The sequence below is a fragment of the Aliirhizobium cellulosilyticum genome, from assembly GCF_014198105.1.
GTDB classification, from domain to species: Bacteria; Pseudomonadota; Alphaproteobacteria; order Rhizobiales; family Rhizobiaceae; genus Neorhizobium; species Neorhizobium cellulosilyticum.
Map to the genome: position 1 here is coordinate 13,129 of NZ_JACIGW010000011.1, position 19,573 is coordinate 32,701.

The 19,573-nt window shown below is 59.4% G+C and carries 21 protein-coding genes; 17 read left to right on the forward strand and 4 right to left on the reverse strand.

What is annotated here, in order from left to right:
- Positions 1 to 139: 139 nt before the first annotated feature.
- From hisB to coaA, 7 genes are read left to right on the forward strand one after another with little or no spacing between them, the layout of a single operon-like run.
- Positions 140 to 748, forward strand: coding sequence for an imidazoleglycerol-phosphate dehydratase HisB (hisB, locus tag GGE33_RS25250; RefSeq protein WP_183829796.1), 609 nt, complete (start codon positions 140 to 142; stop codon positions 746 to 748).
- A 19-nt stretch (positions 749 to 767) separates the two neighbouring features.
- Positions 768 to 1,262, forward strand: coding sequence for a DUF2628 domain-containing protein (locus GGE33_RS25255; RefSeq protein WP_183829669.1), 495 nt, complete (start codon positions 768 to 770; stop codon positions 1,260 to 1,262).
- Positions 1,262 to 1,912 carry an imidazole glycerol phosphate synthase subunit HisH gene (hisH, locus tag GGE33_RS25260; RefSeq protein WP_183829672.1) on the forward strand — a complete coding sequence of 217 codons (651 nt, stop codon included), beginning with the start codon at positions 1,262 to 1,264 and terminating at the stop codon, positions 1,910 to 1,912. The genes GGE33_RS25255 and hisH overlap by 1 nt, the downstream gene beginning before the upstream one ends.
- A 30-nt stretch (positions 1,913 to 1,942) precedes the next feature.
- Positions 1,943 to 2,686: a 1-(5-phosphoribosyl)-5-[(5-phosphoribosylamino)methylideneamino]imidazole-4-carboxamide isomerase gene (hisA, locus tag GGE33_RS25265; protein ID WP_183829675.1), complete on the forward strand. Its 744-nt coding sequence runs from the start codon at positions 1,943 to 1,945 to the stop codon at positions 2,684 to 2,686.
- On the forward strand, positions 2,683 to 3,459 hold the full coding sequence (gene hisF / locus GGE33_RS25270; RefSeq protein WP_183829678.1) for an imidazole glycerol phosphate synthase subunit HisF: 777 nt from the start codon (positions 2,683 to 2,685) through the stop codon (positions 3,457 to 3,459). Before hisA ends, hisF begins: the two co-directional genes overlap by 4 nt.
- A 24-nt stretch (positions 3,460 to 3,483) precedes the next feature.
- Positions 3,484 to 3,807: a phosphoribosyl-ATP diphosphatase gene (locus tag GGE33_RS25275; protein ID WP_183829681.1), complete on the forward strand. Its 324-nt coding sequence runs from the start codon at positions 3,484 to 3,486 to the stop codon at positions 3,805 to 3,807.
- Positions 3,804 to 4,793, forward strand: coding sequence for a type I pantothenate kinase (gene coaA / locus GGE33_RS25280; RefSeq protein ID WP_183829684.1), 990 nt, complete (start codon positions 3,804 to 3,806; stop codon positions 4,791 to 4,793). The genes GGE33_RS25275 and coaA overlap by 4 nt, the downstream gene beginning before the upstream one ends.
- Here the strand turns inward: coaA and GGE33_RS25285 are convergent.
- Complete coding sequence (locus GGE33_RS25285; protein WP_183829687.1) at positions 4,780 to 5,763, reverse strand: glycosyltransferase family 87 protein; 984 nt, start codon at positions 5,761 to 5,763, stop codon at positions 4,780 to 4,782. The genes coaA and GGE33_RS25285 overlap by 14 nt on opposite strands.
- 138 nt (positions 5,764 to 5,901) lie before the next feature.
- Between GGE33_RS25285 and GGE33_RS27765 the strand changes: the two genes are divergently transcribed.
- The gene (locus tag GGE33_RS27765; RefSeq protein ID WP_281388891.1) at positions 5,902 to 6,024 is read left to right on the forward strand and encodes a hypothetical protein; all 123 of its coding nucleotides are present in this window, start codon (positions 5,902 to 5,904) and stop codon (positions 6,022 to 6,024) included.
- Here the strand turns inward: GGE33_RS27765 and GGE33_RS25290 are convergent.
- The 3 genes from GGE33_RS25290 to GGE33_RS25300 form a co-directional block, all read right to left on the reverse strand.
- Positions 6,021 to 6,629, reverse strand: coding sequence for an alpha-ketoglutarate-dependent dioxygenase AlkB family protein (locus tag GGE33_RS25290; protein WP_148143847.1), 609 nt, complete (start codon positions 6,627 to 6,629; stop codon positions 6,021 to 6,023). The two genes, GGE33_RS27765 and GGE33_RS25290, sit on opposite strands and share 4 nt — an antisense overlap.
- Before the next feature lie 14 nt (positions 6,630 to 6,643).
- Positions 6,644 to 7,078, reverse strand: coding sequence for an alternative ribosome rescue aminoacyl-tRNA hydrolase ArfB (gene arfB / locus GGE33_RS25295; protein WP_148143846.1), 435 nt, complete (start codon positions 7,076 to 7,078; stop codon positions 6,644 to 6,646).
- Positions 7,079 to 7,180: 102 nt separating this feature from the next.
- Positions 7,181 to 8,791: a phosphoenolpyruvate carboxykinase gene (locus GGE33_RS25300; RefSeq protein WP_148143845.1), complete on the reverse strand. Its 1,611-nt coding sequence runs from the start codon at positions 8,789 to 8,791 to the stop codon at positions 7,181 to 7,183.
- Between the two features lie 353 nt (positions 8,792 to 9,144).
- Between GGE33_RS25300 and GGE33_RS25305 the strand changes: the two genes are divergently transcribed.
- The 9 genes from GGE33_RS25305 (at position 9,145) to GGE33_RS25345 (ending at position 19,572) form a co-directional block, all read left to right on the forward strand.
- Positions 9,145 to 9,864 (forward strand): response regulator transcription factor, encoded by a 720-nt coding sequence (locus GGE33_RS25305; RefSeq protein WP_112511969.1) that lies wholly within the window; start codon positions 9,145 to 9,147, stop codon positions 9,862 to 9,864.
- A gap of 87 nt (positions 9,865 to 9,951) precedes the next feature.
- Complete coding sequence (locus tag GGE33_RS25310; RefSeq protein WP_183829799.1) at positions 9,952 to 11,721, forward strand: stimulus-sensing domain-containing protein; 1,770 nt, start codon at positions 9,952 to 9,954, stop codon at positions 11,719 to 11,721.
- Positions 11,718 to 12,176, forward strand: coding sequence for an HPr kinase/phosphorylase (locus GGE33_RS25315; protein ID WP_183829690.1), 459 nt, complete (start codon positions 11,718 to 11,720; stop codon positions 12,174 to 12,176). The genes GGE33_RS25310 and GGE33_RS25315 overlap by 4 nt, the downstream gene beginning before the upstream one ends.
- Positions 12,177 to 12,300: 124 nt before the next feature.
- A complete protein-coding gene (locus GGE33_RS25320) occupies positions 12,301 to 12,702 on the forward strand; it encodes a PTS sugar transporter subunit IIA (protein ID WP_112459233.1) in 402 nt (133 codons plus the stop codon).
- A gap of 13 nt (positions 12,703 to 12,715) precedes the next feature.
- Complete coding sequence (locus GGE33_RS25325; protein ID WP_183829693.1) at positions 12,716 to 12,991, forward strand: HPr family phosphocarrier protein; 276 nt, start codon at positions 12,716 to 12,718, stop codon at positions 12,989 to 12,991.
- A gap of 143 nt (positions 12,992 to 13,134) precedes the next feature.
- Positions 13,135 to 14,535, forward strand: a complete 1,401-nt coding sequence (gene ahcY / locus GGE33_RS25330) for an adenosylhomocysteinase (protein WP_183829696.1) — start codon at positions 13,135 to 13,137, stop codon at positions 14,533 to 14,535.
- A 206-nt stretch (positions 14,536 to 14,741) separates the two neighbouring features.
- Complete coding sequence (locus tag GGE33_RS25335; RefSeq protein WP_183829699.1) at positions 14,742 to 17,309, forward strand: sensor histidine kinase; 2,568 nt, start codon at positions 14,742 to 14,744, stop codon at positions 17,307 to 17,309.
- Positions 17,306 to 18,820 (forward strand): tRNA (adenosine(37)-N6)-threonylcarbamoyltransferase complex ATPase subunit type 1 TsaE, encoded by a 1,515-nt coding sequence (gene tsaE / locus GGE33_RS25340; protein ID WP_183829702.1) that lies wholly within the window; start codon positions 17,306 to 17,308, stop codon positions 18,818 to 18,820. The genes GGE33_RS25335 and tsaE overlap by 4 nt, the downstream gene beginning before the upstream one ends.
- 14 nt (positions 18,821 to 18,834) lie before the next feature.
- Entirely contained in the window at positions 18,835 to 19,572 is a 738-nt protein-coding gene (locus tag GGE33_RS25345; protein WP_183829705.1) for a nucleotidyltransferase family protein, read from the forward strand.
- The last annotated feature ends 1 nt before the right edge of the window (position 19,573 follow it).

The following is a 19,573-nucleotide window of genomic DNA, read 5'->3' on the forward strand; positions in this document are numbered from 1 at the left end:
ACACCTATGTAAGTGACCGAGTGACGAATACAATCTCGCTGCTTTCGATCGACAAGGTGTCGCAAAGGCCCGTGCTTTGGCTGGATATTTCACCTTACGGCTGATAAGGAGCGGCGAGAAAAGCATGGAGCAGACCCTGATGGGCGAAACCGCAGCCGCACGCGTGGGAAGCGTTTCCCGCAAGACCAACGAAACCTCCGTTTCCGTTTCCGTCAATCTGGACGGCACCGGCGTGGCCAAGATTTCGACGGGCGTCGGCTTTTTCGACCATATGCTCGACCAGCTGGCGCGACATTCGCTGATCGACATGGAGATCGACGTCAAAGGCGACCTGCATATCGACGACCATCACACGGTGGAAGACACCGGGATTGCGATCGGCCAGGCGATTTCCAAGGCGCTCGGCGACCGTCGCGGCATCACCCGTTATGCCTCGCTCGATCTCGCCATGGACGAGACGATGACCAAGGCTGCGATCGACGTGTCGGGCCGGCCTTTCCTCGTCTGGAACGTTGCGTTTTCGGCACCGAAGATCGGCACATTCGATACGGAACTGGTCCGCGAATTCTTCCAAGCGCTGGCGCAGAATGCCGGGATCACCCTGCATATCCTCAACCATTACGGCGCCAACAACCATCATATCGCCGAGACCTGCTTCAAATCCGTGGCGCGCGTTCTGCGCACCGCGACCGAAATTGATCCGCGACAGGCCAACCGCGTTCCGTCCACCAAGGGAACGCTTGCCTGACGCTTCCGGGAGATCATCCTTGAGAAGCTATCTCGTTCTGATACCGCCGAATGGTCCCGACAGGGATCACCGCTCGACGCTTTTCCTGCCCGACGGGTTTTCCTGGATGGCGCTCGTTTTTTCCTGGATCTGGCTGATCTGGCATCGGCTCTGGCTTGCGGGAATTTTCGCGCTTGTGCTGCAGGTCGCCGGAGCCTTGCTGATGGGCACCCAGGGCTTCTGGCTTGGCGGAGTGCTGCTCGGCTTAGCGACACATGTCTTTGTCGCGCTTGAGGGGCGCAACCACTACGCCAACTCCCTTATCCGCCGCGGCTGGACACTCGAAAGTGTGATCGGCGCGACGGACAGAGAGACCGCGGAAGAGATCTATTTTTCCGCCCTGCCGCCAAAAGAGACGCAGCCCCTGCCCTCTTCTGCGGACTGGGCCCAAGCAAACTGGGATAAGACAAAACAGCCGGCCGTTTCGGGTTGGCAGGGTCCGGCTCTCGGACTTTTCGATCACGGAGGACGCTGATGCGCGTCGCAATAATTGACTACGGCTCGGGCAACCTGCGCTCGGCCACCAAGGCATTCGAACGCGCGGCCCGCGAAGCCGGCATAGATGCTGCAATCGAGCTGACCGACAAGCCGGATATCGTTGCCGCTGCCGACCGCGTCGTGCTGCCGGGTGTCGGCGCCTATGCGGATTGCCGCGCCGGTCTCAAGGCCGTTTCGGGCATGAACGAAGCGCTTGTCGAAGCGGTCGAAACCAAGGCACGACCCTTTCTCGGTATTTGTGTCGGCATGCAACTGATGTCATCCCGTGGCTTGGAAAAGACCACGACCGAGGGGCTTGGCTGGATCAAGGGCGATGTCGTCGAGATGACGCCGTCCGATCCGGGCCTGAAGATCCCGCAGATCGGCTGGAATACGCTGGAACTTGCCACGCCTCACCCGCTGTTCGATGGCATTCCCACCGGGCCGGACGGGTTGCATGCCTATTTCGTCCATTCCTACCATCTTGCCGCGACCAATCCGGCCGAAGTGATCGCCACGACCGAATATGGCGGGGCGATGACGGCATTCGTCGGGCGCGACAACATGGCGGGTTCGCAGTTTCACCCGGAAAAGAGCCAGAAGCTCGGCCTCGCCCTGATTTCCAACTTCCTGCGCTGGAAGCCGTAAGGCTCGCGCATCTATCCAAGGACCAAGAAGATGATCCTTTTCCCGGCTATCGATCTCAAGGACGGTCAGTGCGTGCGCCTCAAGCTCGGCGACATGGAGCAGGCGACCGTCTATAATCCGGACCCCGGCGCCCAGGCGAAAGCCTTCGAGGACCAGGGGTTCGAGTGGCTGCATGTGGTCGATCTCAACGGCGCCTTTGCCGGCGAGAGCGTCAATGGCGCGGCAGTCGATGCAATCCTGAAAGCGACGAAGAACCCGGTGCAGCTCGGCGGCGGTATCCGCACGCTCGATCATATCGAAAGCTGGCTTTCCAGAGGCTTGGAGCGGGTGATCCTCGGCACCGTTGCCGTGCGTGATCCGGCGCTGGTCATCGAGGCCTGCAAACAGTTTCCGGGCAAGGTCGCCGTCGGCATCGACGCCAAGGGCGGCAAGGTGGCGGTCGAAGGCTGGGCGGAAGCGTCCGAACTCGGCGTCATCGAGCTTGCGAAGAAATTCGAAGGCGCCGGCGTGTCCGCGATCATCTATACCGATATCGACCGCGATGGCATTCTGGCCGGCATCAACTGGGCTTCGACGCTGGAACTTGCGAATTCCGTTTCCATTCCGGTTATCGCCTCGGGCGGGCTTGCCTCGCTCGACGATATCAGCCGGATGCTCGAGCCGGATGCGGCCCGCCTCGAAGGTGCGATTTCCGGTCGCGCGCTTTATGACGGCCGTATCGATCCCACCGAAGCACTGGCGCTGATCCGCGCCGCGAAAGGTCGTGCAGCATGACCCTCAAAGCCCGCGTCATCCCCTGCCTCGACGTGAAGGACGGCCGCGTCGTCAAGGGCGTCAACTTTCTCGATCTGGTCGATGCCGGCGATCCCGTAGAAGCGGCCAAGGCCTATGATCTGGCCGGTGCGGACGAGCTCTGCTTTCTCGACATCACCGCCTCTTCCGACAATCGCGAGACGATATTCGATGTCGTGGCGCGCACGGCAGACCATTGCTTCATGCCGCTTACCGTCGGTGGCGGCGTGCGCGCGGTTAGCGATATTCGCAAGCTGCTGCTGGCCGGGGCCGACAAGGTGTCGATTAATTCGGCAGCGGTGAACAATCCCGATTTCGTCGCTGAGGCCGCCGACAAGTTCGGCAACCAGTGCATCGTCGTGTCGATCGATGCCAAGAAGGTTTCAGCAGCGGGCGAAGCGAACCGTTGGGAAATCTTCACCCATGGCGGCCGTAACCCGACGGGGATCGACGCCGTCGATTTTGCCCGGCGCATGGTCGAGCGCGGGACCGGAGAGTTGCTGGTCACCTCGATGGACCGTGACGGCACCAAGGTCGGCTACGATCTGGAGCTGACCCGCGCGATTGCGGACTCGGTGCGCGTGCCAGTGATTGCATCGGGCGGCGTCGGGGATCTCGACGATCTCGTGGCTGGCGTCAAACAAGGTCATGCGACGGCGGTTCTCGCCGCATCGATTTTCCACTTCGGCACCTATACGGTCGGAGAGGCAAAACGCTATATGGCTGATCACGGCATCGCCATGCGTCTCGACTGAGTTTCGGGACCGGAGGACAAAGACTTGAGCGAATTCACTCTCAGCGATCTCGAAAAGATCGTCGCGGCACGGGCGAAAGCTTCGCCGGACGAATCCTGGACAGCGAAACTTGCCGCGGCGGGCCAGACCAAAGCCGCCAAGAAGCTTGGCGAGGAGGCGGTGGAGACGGTAATTGCCGCGCTTGCCCAAGACAAAAAGGACCTCGCCTCCGAAAGCGCCGACCTGCTCTATCATCTGTTAGTCGTATTGAATATTGCAGGGATTCCATTGCAGGATGTGCTGGACGAACTTCAACGCAGGACCGCGCAATCTGGACTGCAGGAAAAGGCGAGCCGGCCCAAGTCATGAGTAGCGCACCGCAGCCCGTCGAAGTGTCGGAAGTCAGCCCGATGACAGAGTATTATTCTCCTTATCATCACTTTACAGCGAACGAGTGGGCCAAGTTTCGCGCCGATACGCCACTGACGCTGACATCCGATGAAATCGCGCGCCTGCGCTCGCTGGACGATCCGATCAATATTGATGAGGTTCGGCAGATCTATCTGTCGTTGTCGCGCCTTCTGTCGACCCATGTCGAGGCGTCGCAGCAACTGTTTCGGCAGCGAAACCGGTTTTTGAGCCTGCCCGACGTTTCCAAGACGCCTTTCATCATCGGCATTGCCGGATCGGTTGCAGTCGGCAAATCGACGACGGCACGTGTGCTGAAGGAACTGCTAGCGCGCTGGCCATCGAGCCCGAAGGTGGACCTGATCACCACGGACGGCTTTCTCTATCCGAACGCCGTGCTTCAGCGCGACGGCCTGATGCAGCGCAAGGGTTTTCCGGAAAGCTATGACGTCGGCCAGATTCTGCGGTTTCTTTCGGCGATCAAGGCCGGCGAGCCGAATGTCAGGGCGCCGCAATATTCGCACCTGACCTATGATGTCCTGCCCGACGCGCATACGCTTGTTGACCGACCGGACATCCTGATCTTCGAAGGCATCAACGTGCTGCAATCGCGGCCGCTGCCGGCGGACGGCAAGATCGTGCCGATCGTTTCGGATTTCTTCGACTTCTCGATCTATATCGATGCGGACGAAGAGCAAATCCATCAGTGGTATGTGCAGCGCTTCATGAAGTTGCGCGAGACCGCTTTCCGCGATCCGACATCGTTCTTCAAGAAATATGCGGCGATCGACACGGATGCGGCATTGGCCGTCGCCGAAGGGCTTTGGGAAAACATCAACCTCAAAAACCTTCGCCAGAACATTATCCCAACCCGTCCCCGCGCCGACATCATCCTGCGCAAGAGCCGCAATCATTTCATCGAGACGGTCTCGCTCAGGAAGCTTTAGAGAGCGCTAGATTCGTGCGTTTTCTTGTCGACCTGTCGTCCACTATTGCCAGTCTGACCATCGCGCCTGCGAAAACGGCCGGCGGCAAGATCCCTATGCCGATGCCCTGGCCATTGAGGACATGCAGGAAAAGCGGCCAAAGATACGCCACCGCGATCGGCCAGCGTGGCAAACGCCGATCGGCGAGGAAAAAACAGGCCACGGCAAGGCAATAGGGTATTGCATCGTAGGAATATGCGTAGGGTGTGGCGAGAATTGCCAGAACGCCTGTCAGAAGGGCGCGCAGGCGATTGTCCATCATGAACTCGGGTCGCCAGATCCGAACTGAGGCTATAATCGCCAACAAGGTTACGAGAGCCTGTAGAAAATAGGCCCCCGCGATACCAAACCCCAGCCATCGGCCCAGAATGAAGGCCGTCAGGGCATTTTTGTGATAGGGTTGCGGATAGTCCGCCTCCATGATTTTCCGCATGAGAGGTCCGGTCTCTTTGAAAAAGCCGGTCCATACCTCGAAACCAAATAGCAGGCCCGTCAGGACGATGAGCACGATCGTGGTGAGGATCGCCGCCATGATGGCCCGGTATTGCCCTGCTGCCAGAAAACAGAATGGCAACAACAAACCGAGATGCGGCTTGATCGTAAGCAGGCCGGCCAGAATGCCCGCCAAAACGGGCCGGTGGGGCAGGAGAAGCAAAGTGCCGATGAGAAGTGCAGCTGTGAGAGCGCCGTTCTGGCCGAAAATCGAGTTCATCACCGCGGCAGGCGAGAAAAGCAACGCCAGTGTCACAATGGCTGGAAGCCTCAGGTTCTTCACGGCCAGATAGAGACAAGCCAATGTTGCCACCGTCCAGATGCCGTAGGCCAATGGCAATGGCAAAAGCGACAGGGGAACGCCGATCAACAGTATCGACGGCGGATAACTCCACTCCTGATCCGGCAGGCCGGAGCCAAACCATCCGCGCAGCGCCAAACGATAGGCCTCGACATCGAATATAGCATCCACCCGGCCTTCGGTTGCGAGCCGTCCTCCCGACCAGAGATTGGTAAAATCCCAATAGGCTAGCCGCTCGGAAAGAACCGAGTAGCCATCAGGGCGGAATGTCCATAGTTGAAGGTGATAGACGAAGCCGACAAGAATGCCGCAACCAGCGATCACCGCCGCAAACTGAAGATCCTGCCTGTCGCGCACAACGTCTTTACCCTTGCCGGTATTGCCCGGCGTCCAAACTAGGTCACTCGCCTTAACGTCAGATTGATCCGCCCGCCGTTTTTCAGCAGCGTAGAAGTTCCCGGATAGAGGCGGTCCACGCCATGGAAGGCGAGCCTGCCCTCCCCGCCGAGCAGCACGATATCGCCACTCTGCAGCTTGAAGGAACTGGTCGGATCCTTCCGCTCCAGACCGCCGACGCGAAAGAGGCAGCTATTGCCGAGCGAAATCGACAGAACGGGCGCGGCAAGCTCGTTTTCATCCTTGTCCTGATGCAGGCCCATCTTCGCGTCGTCAGTATAGAAATTCACCAGACAGGCTTCGGGCGGTTTCGAATATCCGGCCAGTTTCTGCCATAACGCCATCAATTCAGGAGGAATGGCTGGCCAGGGTCTTCCCGTCTGGGGGTGGGTGGGTTGATATCGATAACCGCGCTCCTTGTCCGTCACCCAGCCTAGCTGCCCGCAATTGGTCATCCTGACCGACATCGGCTTGCCGGTACCGGGCATGGCAGGCGTATAAAGGGGTGCTTCGGTAACGATCCGGCGGATGATCTCGACCAGATTTTCCTGTGCGGGACGATCCAGATAGCCAGGCAGATGGCGAATTCCGTTCAGCAAGGTCGCCATATCCGTCTCCCTGTTCAGTCGCCAGTTGGCTTGCCGCGCATTTTCTTCACATCCGAACGGCCGGATTTCGCCTTCAGCCGTCGTTCCACCGAACCCTTCGTCGGTTTCGTCGCCTTGCGGACGGGCGGCGGCGGCTTGGCGGCTTCGAGGATCAGTTCCTTCAGCCTTTCGCGTGCATCTTCGCGGTTACGCTCCTGACTACGGGAGCGGCTTGCCTCTATCATCAACACGCCATCCTTCGACACCCGTTTCCCGGCAAGCTTCAAGGCATTCGTCTTCACGCGATCCGGAAGCGACGGAGAGTTCACGAGGTCGAAGAACAGCTGAACGGCAGTCGAGACCTTGTTGACGTTCTGGCCACCGGGACCGCCTGCCAGCACGAACTGTTCGGTCAGTTCCCATGCGGCGATGGTGATGCGGCTGTTGATGATGAGGGGATTGCTGGCCATGATATTCTCCGGCGCGCATCTTTCCCACAAACGTGGACAAAAGAAAACCGCCGGTCAGGTGTTACCCGACCTACGGTTCCACGTGAATCACACGTTTTGCGCTTACTCGGCGGCGATCAGCAATCCAGGCGCGGCATCCTTGACCTTGGCATCGACGTGAGCCTCGAACTTTTCGAAGTTCTTGATGAACATCGAAACCAGCTTTGCCGCTTGGTTGTCATAGGCAAGGCTGTCGGCCCAGGTCGAGCGCGGATCGAGGATCGCGGTTTCGACGCCATCGACCGAAACCGGAACCGCGAAGCCGAAATTGGCGTCGGTGCGGAATTCGGCATTCTTCAGGCTGCCGTTCAGGGCAGACGTCAGCAGCGCACGGGTGGCCTTGATCGGCATGCGGCGGCCGGTGCCGTAGGCGCCACCGGTCCAGCCGGTATTGACCAGCCAGCAATCGACCCCGTGCTTGGCGATCAACTCCTTCAACAGGTTGCCGTATTCGGCCGGATGACGCGGCATGAACGGAGCGCCGAAGCAGGTGGAGAAGGTCGCTTCCGGCTCGGTTACGCCCTTTTCCGTACCGGCGACCTTGGCGGTATAACCGGAGAGGAAGTGGTACATGGCCTGTTCCGGCGTCAGCCTGGCTATCGGCGGCATGACGCCGAAGGCATCCGCCGTCAGCATGATGATCGTCTTCGGGTGCGGCGCAAGGCCGGTTTCCGAAGCGTTCGGAATGAAATGCAGCGGATAGGCGCTGCGGGTGTTTTCCGTCAGCGAATTGTCGTCGAAATTCGGCACGCGGTTCTCGTCGAGCACGACATTTTCGAGCACGGTGCCGAAACGGCGGGTCGCGGCATAGATTTCAGGCTCGGCTTCGGCCGAAAGCTTGATCGCCTTGGCATAGCAGCCGCCTTCGAAGTTGAAGACTCCGTTTTCGCCCCAGCCATGCTCGTCATCGCCGATCAGCGTGCGGGCCGGATCGGCAGAAAGCGTCGTCTTGCCGGTGCCGGAAAGGCCGAAGAACACGGCGGTATCGCCTTCGGCGCCGACATTAGCCGAGCAATGCATGGGCATGACGCCCTTGGCAGGCAAAAGGTAGTTGAGGACAGTGAATACCGACTTCTTGTTCTCACCGGCATAGGATGTGCCGCCGATGAGGACGAGGCCGTTGGCGAGATCGCAGGCAATCACGGTCTCCGAACGGCAACCGTGACGCTCCGGATCAGCCCGGAAGCTCGGCAGGTTGATTATGGTCAGCTTCTGTTCGAAGGAGCCGAGGGTATCGCGCTTCGGGCGGATCAGAAGATTGCGGATGAACAGCGCATGCCATGCGTATTCAGTGACGACACGCGTGGGAAGCGCGTTATCGGCATCGGCTCCGCCGATCAGGTCCTGGACGAAAAGCTCCCTGCCTGCTGCATGGGCGAGCATATCGGCCTTCAGAACGGCAAAATGCTCCGGAGACATGGGCTTGTTATTATCCCACCAGATCTTGTCTTCGGTCACGGCATCGCGCACGACGAACTTGTCCTTCGGCGAGCGGCCGGTGTGCTGGCCAGTGACAGCGCGCAACGCGCCATCGGCGGTCAGATCGGCCTCGCCGCGGCGAATGGCTTCTTCGTAAAGCTCGACCTCAGACAGGTTGTAGTTGACGCGAGAAACCTTATCGAGGCCGATCGCTGCTACGCCATTTGCCGGGTTATAAAGTCCAAGCTGCTCCATACGCGCTCACCTCAGGTTACAATTGACGGGATTGGTATTGAGGCGTGAACCTAGTTGCTGTTTTTCAAAACGGCAAGCGAGAGCAATAGAATATATCAACGAAATCAATTATTTAATCGATTTAAAGAAATTTATTTCTTTTTAAATCGGTTAGCCGAACGTTTTAATGCGCTTGATAATAGGCAGTTTTGAGGCATTGAGACGCGCCATCGAACAGGAAAGCAAATCGCCACCCTTTAACTTTGCCACAATTTGTTCCACCTTTCTCCTCATGAAGCGCATGGCGAGGGCTAGGGGTTGGCGAGAAGTCATTACCTGGAGATGCGCACGAAATGGCAATGGAGATGGACGGTATGCAGACAATCGCGCTCGTAGACGATGACCGAAATATTCTGACTTCGGTGTCGATCGCGCTCGAGGCGGAGGGCTACAAGGTCGAGACTTATACGGACGGCGCATCGGCGCTGGACGGTCTGGTCGCCCGCCCACCGCAGCTTGCCATTTTCGACATCAAGATGCCACGCATGGACGGCATGGAGCTTCTGCGCCGCCTGCGGCAGAAATCGGACCTTCCGGTTATCTTCCTCACCTCGAAGGATGAGGAAATCGATGAATTGTTCGGTCTCAAGATGGGCGCCGACGATTTCATCACCAAGCCGTTCTCGCAGCGCCTTCTGGTGGAGCGGGTGAAGGCCATTTTGCGCCGCGCCGGAAGCCGTGATCTTCAGGCGCCGGGCATGAAGCCCACGGCCGACCAGATCGCCGCCCGTACTTTGGAGCGCGGGCAACTGGCAATGGACCAAGAGCGGCATACCTGCACCTGGAAAGGCGAGCCCGTGACGCTTACGGTCACGGAGTTCCTTATTCTGCACTCGCTGGCCCAACGCCCCGGCGTTGTGAAGAGCCGCGATGCGCTGATGGATGCAGCCTATGATGAGCAGGTCTATGTCGACGACCGCACGATCGACAGCCACATCAAGCGACTGCGCAAGAAGTTCAAGATGGTTGACACGGATTTCGACATGATCGAAACGCTTTACGGTGTCGGCTATCGCTTCCGCGAAGCAGCCTGACGCGTCGCGTTACAACAGGTTAACTTGAAGCCACGACCGGGTCAGCGATAGACTGGCCCGGTGGAAGGATAAGACGTGGCAGACAGACTGCTCGAAAACCACGAAACGGAGACGGCACCGGCGAAGCCCAAGGCGCGCCGGCACTGGCCGCATGTCTTCACCATCATCCGGCGACTGTTTGGCCATGCCGTGTTTTCGAGCCTTACACGGCGTATCCTATTCTTCAATATCGCCGCGACTGTCGTTCTCGTGGCCGGCATCCTCTACCTGAACCAATTCCGCGAGGGGCTGATCGACGCCCGCGTAGAAAGCCTTCTGACCCAGGGCGAGATCATTTCAGCCGCAATTTCGGCATCCGCCTCCGTCGACACGAATTCGATCACTATCGACCCCGAAAAGCTGCTGGAACTGCAAGCCGGGCAAAGCATCACGCCGGTGCCGAACGATGAGGATCTCGATTTTCCGATAGATCCGGAGCGCGTTGCGCCAGTACTTCGACGACTGATTTCTCCCACCAGAACACGCGCCCGCCTGTTCGATGCGGATGCCAACCTGCTACTCGATTCGCGGCATCTCTATTCCCGCGGACAGGTTCTTCGCTACGATCTGCCACCGGTCGAGAACGAGACGCAGACCTGGAGCGAGTGGATGTCGGGCATGTTCAACCGGCTGCTCCAGCCTGGCAACCTGCCGATCTACAAGGAAGCGCCGGGCGGCGATGGCTCGATCTATCCGGAAGTGATGAATGCGCTGACCGGTGTTCGCGGCGCGCTGGTGCGTATTACCGAGCGCGGCGAACTGATCGTTTCCGTCGCGGTTCCTGTCCAGCGCTTCCGGGCGGTTCTCGGCGTTTTGCTTCTGTCGACACAGGCCGGCGATATCGACAAGATCGTTCACGCCGAACGTCTTGCCATCATGCGCGTCTTCGGCGTGGCGACGCTCGTTAATATCGTGCTGTCGCTGCTTCTGTCGTCAACGATCGCAAATCCGCTGCGCCGCCTTTCTGCGGCCGCCATCCGGGTGCGCCGCGGTGCCAAGCAGCGTGAGGAGATTCCGGACTTCTCCTATCGCCAGGATGAAATCGGCAACCTGTCCATCGCAGTGCGTGACATGACCAATGCGCTTTACGACCGCATTGACGCAATCGAGAGCTTTGCCGCCGATGTCAGCCACGAATTGAAGAACCCGCTGACCTCGCTGCGCAGCGCTGTCGAAACACTACCGCTGGCGAAATCCGAGGATTCGAAACGACGGCTGACGGAAATCATCTTCCATGACGTGCGCCGGCTGGATCGTCTCATCAGCGATATTTCCGATGCATCTCGTCTGGATGCGGAACTTGCTCGCACGGATTCGGCGCCGGTCGACATGGAGACACTGCTGAGCAATCTGGTCGATATTTCCCGGCAGATCCGCAGCGGGCGCAAACCGGTCGAGATCGATCTTGCCATCGATCACAAGGGCGGCGATCGGCATATCTATGTGGTCAACGGCCACGACCTGCGTCTCGGGCAGATCGTCACCAACCTGATCGAAAATGCTCGCTCCTTCGTGCCCGAGAAAGGCGGCCGGCTTTTCATCCGCCTCACCCGCAACAAGGAAAAGGTGGTCATCACGGTCGATGACAATGGTCCCGGCATCCAGGCAGAAAATATCGACCGGATCTTCGAGCGTTTCTATACGGACCGACCGGACGGCGAGAGCTTCGGCCAGAATTCGGGTCTTGGACTTTCCATCAGCCGCCAGATCGCCGAGGCGCATGGCGGCAGCCTGAAGGCGGAAAACCTGCACGGAAAGGCGCAAGAGACGATCGGAGCACGTTTCACCCTTTCTCTTCCTGCGGGGAATGCAGCATGACCCGGAACGTCCACGGCACAGCCATTGTGGTGGGTGAACGCGGTCTGATCTTCATCGGCCCATCGGGTGTCGGCAAATCGATGATGGCGTTTACCTGTCTTGCCATAGCCCGCCGTGCCAAGGCTTTTTCGGCGCTGATCTCGGATGACCAGGTTTTCCTGACCCAACAGCAGGAGCGGATCGTTGCGACCTGTCCGCCGAGCATAAGCGGGCTGATGGAATTACGCGGCAGCGGCATCGTCAGAATGGATCATGTCGGCTCCGCCCCGCTTGACCTTGCCATCCAGCTTGTGCCGGTCTCCGAAGCCGAACGGCTTCCGCCCGAAAACGAATCCTGGCAAATCGGCGATATCGGCAGTCTGCCACTTGTCAAAATGGCCAATAATGTGGCCGATCCACTTGCCGTTATCGGGGGGCTGTTGCCCGCTTGGAGGCAGGAAACGCCTTTTTGGTGAGCGCTGCGCCCGATTTTTTGACTTGAACTTCATTTCCAGTTGGCGAAGATGGCATCCCGCCGCTTTACGGCACCAGTGCGTTACGATATGGGCCGCGAGCTTTGAAATCAGGGGGCGTATTTTCATGATCGGACTGGTGCTTGTCACCCATGGCAAGCTGGCTGAGGAGTTTAGACATGCGGTGGAGCATGTCGTCGGACCCCAGAAATTCATCGAAACCGTCTGTATCGGTCCCGAGGATGACATGGATCAGCGGCGACAGGATATCGTCGATGCGGTCGCGCGAGCCAATGCAGGCAAGGGCGTCATCATCCTGACCGACATGTTTGGCGGTACGCCATCCAATCTTTCGATCTCCGTCATGGAAAGCGGCACGACCGAAGTGATCGCCGGCGTCAACCTGCCCATGCTGATCAAGCTTGCAGGCATACGCGGCGAGGACAATATGGAGAAGGCTCTGGCGGAAGCATCCGAGGCCGGGCGCAAATACATCAACGTTGCCAGCCGCGTGCTGAGCGGCAAGTGAGGCCCTGAGCTCAATGTCTGCCCCCTCCCGCCAATTCGTGATCGTCAACAAGCGCGGGCTGCATGCCCGGGCATCCGCCAAATTCGTCCAGATGGTCGAAGGTTTTGATGCGCAGGTGACCGTTTCAAAGGACGGCATGAGCGTCGGCGGCACCTCGATCATGGGGCTGATGATGCTTGCCGCCAGCACGGGCTGTTGCATCGACGTCGCGGCCGAAGGTGTTCAGGCTGGAGAAGCGCTCGATGCGCTGGAAGCGCTGATCGCCAACAAATTCGGCGAAGAAGCCTGATTAGCGGCACCACATAAACATATAAAGACCTCTTTATATCAACGTTGCAAGCGGCCGGGAAGCCTGCTACACCGCATGGGAGTTTGAGCCAGCGGGGTCCCCGTTTTCCTGCTGCGCGCCATGCAACGTTATCGGAGAGCTTTATGAGCACTGAAAAGGACTACATCGTCGCGGATATCAACCTTGCCGCTTACGGCCGCAAGGAACTGGACATTGCCGAGACGGAAATGCCGGGCCTGATGTCCTGCCGCAGCGAGTTCGGCGCTTCGAAGCCGCTCAAGGGTGCCCGCATCTCCGGTTCGCTGCACATGACGATCCAGACGGCCGTACTTATCGAGACGCTGAAGGAACTCGGTGCCGATATCCGCTGGGCCTCCTGCAACATCTTCTCGACCCAGGACCATGCCGCAGCCGCAATCGCTGCAGCCGGCATTCCGGTCTTCGCGGTCAAGGGCGAGTCGCTGACCGAATACTGGGAATATACCGACAAGATCTTCCAGTGGACCGATGGCGGTAGCTCCAACATGATCCTCGATGATGGCGGTGACGCCACCATGTACATCCTGCTCGGCGCCCGCGCCGAAGCCGGCGAGGATGTTCTGTCCAATCCGGGTTCGGAAGAAGAAGAGATCCTGTTCGCGCAGATCAACAAGCGCCTCAAGGCTTCGCCGGGCTGGTTCACCAAGCAGCGCGACGCAATCAAGGGCGTCACCGAAGAAACCACGACAGGCGTTCACCGTCTCTACGAACTCTCCAAGAAGGGCCTGCTGCCCTTCCCGGCGATCAACGTCAACGACTCGGTCACCAAGTCGAAGTTCGACAACAAGTATGGCTGCAAGGAATCGCTGGTCGACGGCATTCGCCGCGGCACCGATGTGATGATGGCCGGCAAGGTTGCAGTCGTCTGCGGTTACGGCGACGTGGGCAAGGGTTCTGCCGCTTCGCTTCAGGGTGCCGGCGCCCGCGTCAAGGTTACCGAAGTCGACCCGATCTGCGCATTGCAGGCCGCCATGGACGGCTTTGAGGTCGTCACGCTCGAAGACGTCGTATCGTCTGCCGATATCTTCATCACCACGACCGGCAACAAGGACGTCATCCGCATCGAGCATATGCGCGAGATGAAGGACATGGCGATCGTCGGCAATATCGGTCACTTCGACAACGAGATCCAGGTCGCTGCTCTGAAGAACCTCAAGTGGACCAACGTCAAGCCGCAGGTCGATATCATCGAGTTCCCGAAGGGCAACCGGATGATCCTTCTTTCGGAAGGCCGTCTCTTGAACCTCGGCAACGCGACCGGTCACCCGTCCTTCGTCATGTCCGCTTCGTTCACCAACCAGACGCTGGCCCAGATCGAACTGTTCACCAAGCAGGGCGAGTACAAGAACGAGGTCTACATCCTGCCGAAGCATCTCGACGAGAAGGTCGCTCGCCTGCATCTCGACAAGCTCGGCGTGAAGCTTTCGGTGCTTTCCGATGAGCAGGCCGCCTATATCGGCGTTCCGGCCCAGGGCCCATTCAAGGCTGACCACTACCGCTACTAATAGCTAGCCGGTTAATCCACAACATCTTGTAGCCGCAGCCTTGACAAAGGCCTGCGGCTTCTTTTTTGCCTTCATCCCTTCCCGCCTATCCGCCGAACACGTATTGTTTTGGGACTTGATTCGACCTCTCGGCCATTCGGCTTCGGGCAAGGTGCGAAGTGGTATGTCTTGTCGATGAGCGGCAATTGGACGGAGACACACCGGTCATGGCGGTAAAAAAAACGAGCCTGTCAAAGCAGGCCGATCCAGTTTCTGGCTTGCGCATGCGCGCTTTTGGAAACCCGTATTTCGCGAATGGCGGATACGGCAGAAAAACCTATATCCGGCTTAAGCGGATCGCCCGTTCCCTTCTTTCAGGGACGGCGCTGGTCGCATTGCCGACTGCTGCCTTTGCGCAGGAGGAAACGGCTGTGCAGCTGTTCTCCTCGGCGCAGGTCATCGTTTCCTCGGTCGTCATCGGTGCGCTGGGTGCTGCGCTGCTTTCGACCGTCTGGCTGGTGCGCCAGCGCGGCAATATGGAAGTCGAGACCGAAGAAATGCGCGGCGCGCTATCTGAAGCGCAGCAGCGGATTTCTAAATACGAGGCGCTGATCGCCGACAAGAACCGGCGCATCGTGGTCTGGGAAAGCGGCGCATTCAAAGCAGAACTCCTGGGCCATCTGCCTGTCGAGACAGGCGCTCCGCAGGCGGATAATGAGTTCCTCGCTTTCGGCCGCTGGCTTCGTCCGGGTTCCGCTGCGGAACTCGAAAAGGCGATCGACGAGCTTAGAAGCAATGCACGCAGCTTCGACATGGTGATCGAGACCGCCAGAGACGAAGTGCTTGAGGTTCAGGGCCGAGTTTCGGGCGGCAAGGCTTTCGTGCGTTTCCTCGCACTCAACAATCTGCGGGCGGAACTTGCCGAACTGAAGATCGAGCGCGATCGGCTGGGAAGCTCGATCTCGATGTTCGAATCCCTGCTGGATACGATCGAACAGCCGGTCTGGCGCCGTGATGCACAGGGCAAGCTTGCCTGGGTCAATCACGCCTATGGCGAGGCCGTCGATGCGATAAGCTCTGCACGCGCCGTGGAAGAAGGCCGCGAACTGCTCGGCACGGTCAGCCGCGAGATGATCCGGGCCAAGGCCACCGTCACATCGCCTTACCATGACCGACTTTCGACCGTCGTTCATGGTAATCGCACCGTGCTGGATGTCGTCGATGTGGTGACGACCGACGGTTCGGCCGGCATGGCGATCGACGTGTCCGAGGCAGAGGCCGTGCGCGAGGAGCTGAAGCGGACGCTGAAAAGTCATGCCGAAACGCTCGATCATCTGGCAACACCGGTGGCGATCTTCGACAGCCAGCGCCGCCTGCAGTTCTACAATCAGGCCTTCATGCAGCTCTGGGATCTGGATCTGCCGTTCCTGGAATCGAAGCCGGATAACAGCGAGCTGCTGGATCGGCTGCGCACGAACGGCAAACTGCCGGAACAGCTGAACTGGCGGAACTGGAAGGACACGGCGCTCGCCGTCTACCAGTCGCTTGATACCAAGACGGATACCTGGCATCTGCCGAACGGCCAGACGCTGCGCGTCATCGCCACCGCACACCCGCAGGGCGGCGCGACCTGGGTATTCGAAAACCTCACCGAACAGGTGGATCTCGAGGCACGCTACAATACGCTGGTTCGGGTTCAGGGCGAGACGATCGATCACCTGACCGAAGGCGTGGCGGTGTTTGGTCCCGATGGCCGCATCCGGCTGTCGAACCCGGCCTTCCGTGCTCTCTGGGGCATTACCACCGAACAGGCGGAACCCGGCACCCATATCAAGACGATCGAGGCTGCATGTGCCGCCTCCTATGCCGAACCGGACGGCTGGCGCAGGTTTGCGCAGGCGCTTACCGCTTTCGATGACGAGAGACCAACACTCGACGGCAAGTTCCAGCTTTATACCGGACTGATCCTCGATTACGCGGTCACACCTCTGCCGAATGCACAAACTATGCTGACCTTTGTCGACAAGACGGCCAGCGTGCAGGCCGAAACGGCGCTGAAGGAAAAGAACGAGGCGCTGCGCAAGGCCGACGAGCTGAAGAACGATTTCGTGCAGCACGTTTCCTACGAGCTGCGTTCGCCGCTGACCAATATCATCGGCTTTACCGATCTCCTGAAGACGCCTGGCATCGGCACGCTGAACGAGCGGCAGGCCGAATATATCGACCATATCTCCACCTCGTCGTCGGTGCTGCTGACCATCGTCAACGACATTCTCGATCTCGCGACCGTCGATGCGGGCATCATGGAACTGAACTATTCCGAGCTGGCGATCGAGGACCTGCTGGACGATGTGGCGATGCAGATCGCCGACCGGCTGCAGGAAAACAACATGACGCTGGAAATCATCGCGCCCGCCGGAATGGGCACGATCGTGGCGGACCAGCAGCGGCTGAAGCAGATCCTGATCAAGCTTCTGACCAATGCGACGAATTTCTCGCCGGAGAACTCGACGATCACGCTGAATTGCTGGCGCGATGCGGCAAACGTGTTCTTCTCGGTGCGCGATCGCGGCCCCGGCATTCCTCCGGACATGCTGAAGACCGTGTTCGACCGCTTCAAGGCGCAGGCCAAGGATGGCAAGCGCAGCGGTGCGGGCCTTGGCCTTTCGATCGTCGAAAGCTTCGTCCACCTGCATAATGGCGATGTCTCGATCGATAGCCGGGCCGGTGAAGGCACGACCGTCACCTGCCGCATTCCGACCAATGCTTCATTCCACTCGGTCGCGGCCGAATGAGTGACGGCCAGTCGCTGACGCTGATCCTTGCCGGTGAGCGGGATACGATAGAGTTCGGCGAGGATCTGGCACTGGCGCTGAAGCCGGGCGATTGCGTGGCGCTTTCGGGCGATCTCGGCGCCGGTAAATCGACTTTTGCTCGGGCGCTGATCCGTGCGGTGGCCGATGACGTCGATCTGGAAGTGCCGAGCCCGACCTTCACGCTCGTGCAATCCTATGACGAGCTGCGCATTCCGATCGCGCATTTCGATCTCTACCGGCTGGGTGATTCCTGCGAACTCGACGAACTCGGTTTCGACGAAGCACTGTCATCCGGCATCTGCCTGGTCGAATGGCCGGAAATGGCCGGCGATCTTCTGCCCACCGATCGGATCGTGATGAAGCTTGCGCATGAGGGCACGGGACGCCGGGTGACGATCACGGCGCGGGGCCCTGCCCTTTCGCGCATAAGCCGCGTGCTGGCGATCCGCGAATTTCTCGATTCACGCGGCTATGCCGGTGCGAGCCGCAGGTTTCTGACCGGCGACGCGTCGATGCGGGCCTATGAAAGTGTGACGACCGCGACCGGCGAAACACTGGTGTTGATGGACTGGCCCAAGCGGCCGGAAGGTCCGCCGGTTCTGGACGGAAAGCCCTATCCCAAGGTCGCCCATATTGCGAAGGATGCCTATCCTTTCGTGGCGATCTCGCAATATTTGCGCGGCATCGGCCTGACGGCACCGGAAGTGCTGCAGGTCGATTACGACCAGGGCATATTGCTCATCGAAGATCTCGGCCAGGAAGGCGTGCTGGATGAAGGTGGCAGGCCGATCGAGGATCGTTATCGCGAAAGCGTCGTCTGCCTCGGTTATCTGCACGGCCACGCGATGCAGCAGGAACTGCCGATCGAAGGCGGCCCGATCCATCACATGCCGGATTTCGATCCGACCGCGATGAAGATGGAGGCCCGGCTGCTGCTCGACTGGTATCTGCCGTGGAAACGCGGTGAACAGCCGAGCGAGCAAGAGCGACAGGATTATCTTGCGATCTGGGACGGGCTGATCGGCAAACTTCAGAGCGCGGAAAAGAACCTGCTGCTGCGTGATTTCCATTCGCCCAACATCATCTGGCAGCCAGAGCAAGCCGGTGTGCGCCGGGTTGGGCTGATCGATTTCCAGGATGCGATGATCGGGCCGACTGCCTATGATCTTGCCTCGATCGTGCAGGACGCGCGTGTCGATATTCCGAAGGCGCTGGCCGACCAGATGATGATCGACTATCTGACGCTGCGTCGATCACTGGGTGATTTCGATGAAGCCGGCTTTCTCAAATCCTGGGCGATCATGGCGGCGCAGCGGAACTGCAAGCTTGGCGGTCTGTGGGTGCGATTGAAAGAGCGTGACGGCAAGCCGCAATATCTTCAGCACATGCCGCGCACATTGCGTCATCTTTCCACGGCGCTTAGCCATGAGGCGCTCGCCCCCTTGCGCGATTGGTGCGCACGGGCTGGAATAGACTTTTCCGAATCATAAATACGGCTTCGATGATGACTTTGGTTCCACTCACGCAGGCCGTCGTGCTTGCCGCCGGGCTTGGCACGCGCCTGAGGCCGATCACCGACACGATGCCAAAACCGCTGGTGCCGGTCGCCGGAAAACCGATGATCGACTACGGGCTCGATGCGCTGGCGGATGCCGGGGTGACCAGCGCCGTCGTCAACGTGCATCATTTTGCCGACCGTATGGAGGCGCATCTTTTAGCCTATCCACGGCTCGAGATCCTCATTTCCGACGAGCGCGCCAAGCTGATGAATTCCGGCGGGGGCCTCAAGAAGGGTCTCGCGCTGCTTCCTCCCGGCATCACCTATGTGATGAATGCCGATCTGTTCTGGATCGGCGAGAAGCAGGGCACCCCCAACAACCTGCAGAAATTAGCCGGATTCTTCGATCCCGAGCGGATGGATATGGCACTGCTCTGCGTGCCGCTGGAACGCACGACCGGTCATAACGGCAAGCGGGATTTCCAACTCGATCCGGACGGGCGGCTGAGCCGGTATGTCGATGGCGGTAACCCGGTGGTCTATGCCGGCGCGATCGTGCTGCATTCCTCGCTGCTCGAGGACGCGCCGGATGACGCCTTCAACCTCAACATCTATTTCGACAGGGCGATCGCCAGGGGCCGGCTTTTCGGCCTCGTCATGGATGGCGAATGGATTACGGTGGGAACGCCGCAAGCGCTTCCAGAGGCCGAGGCTGTGATTGCCCGCCATTCCGGAAAGGTGTGAC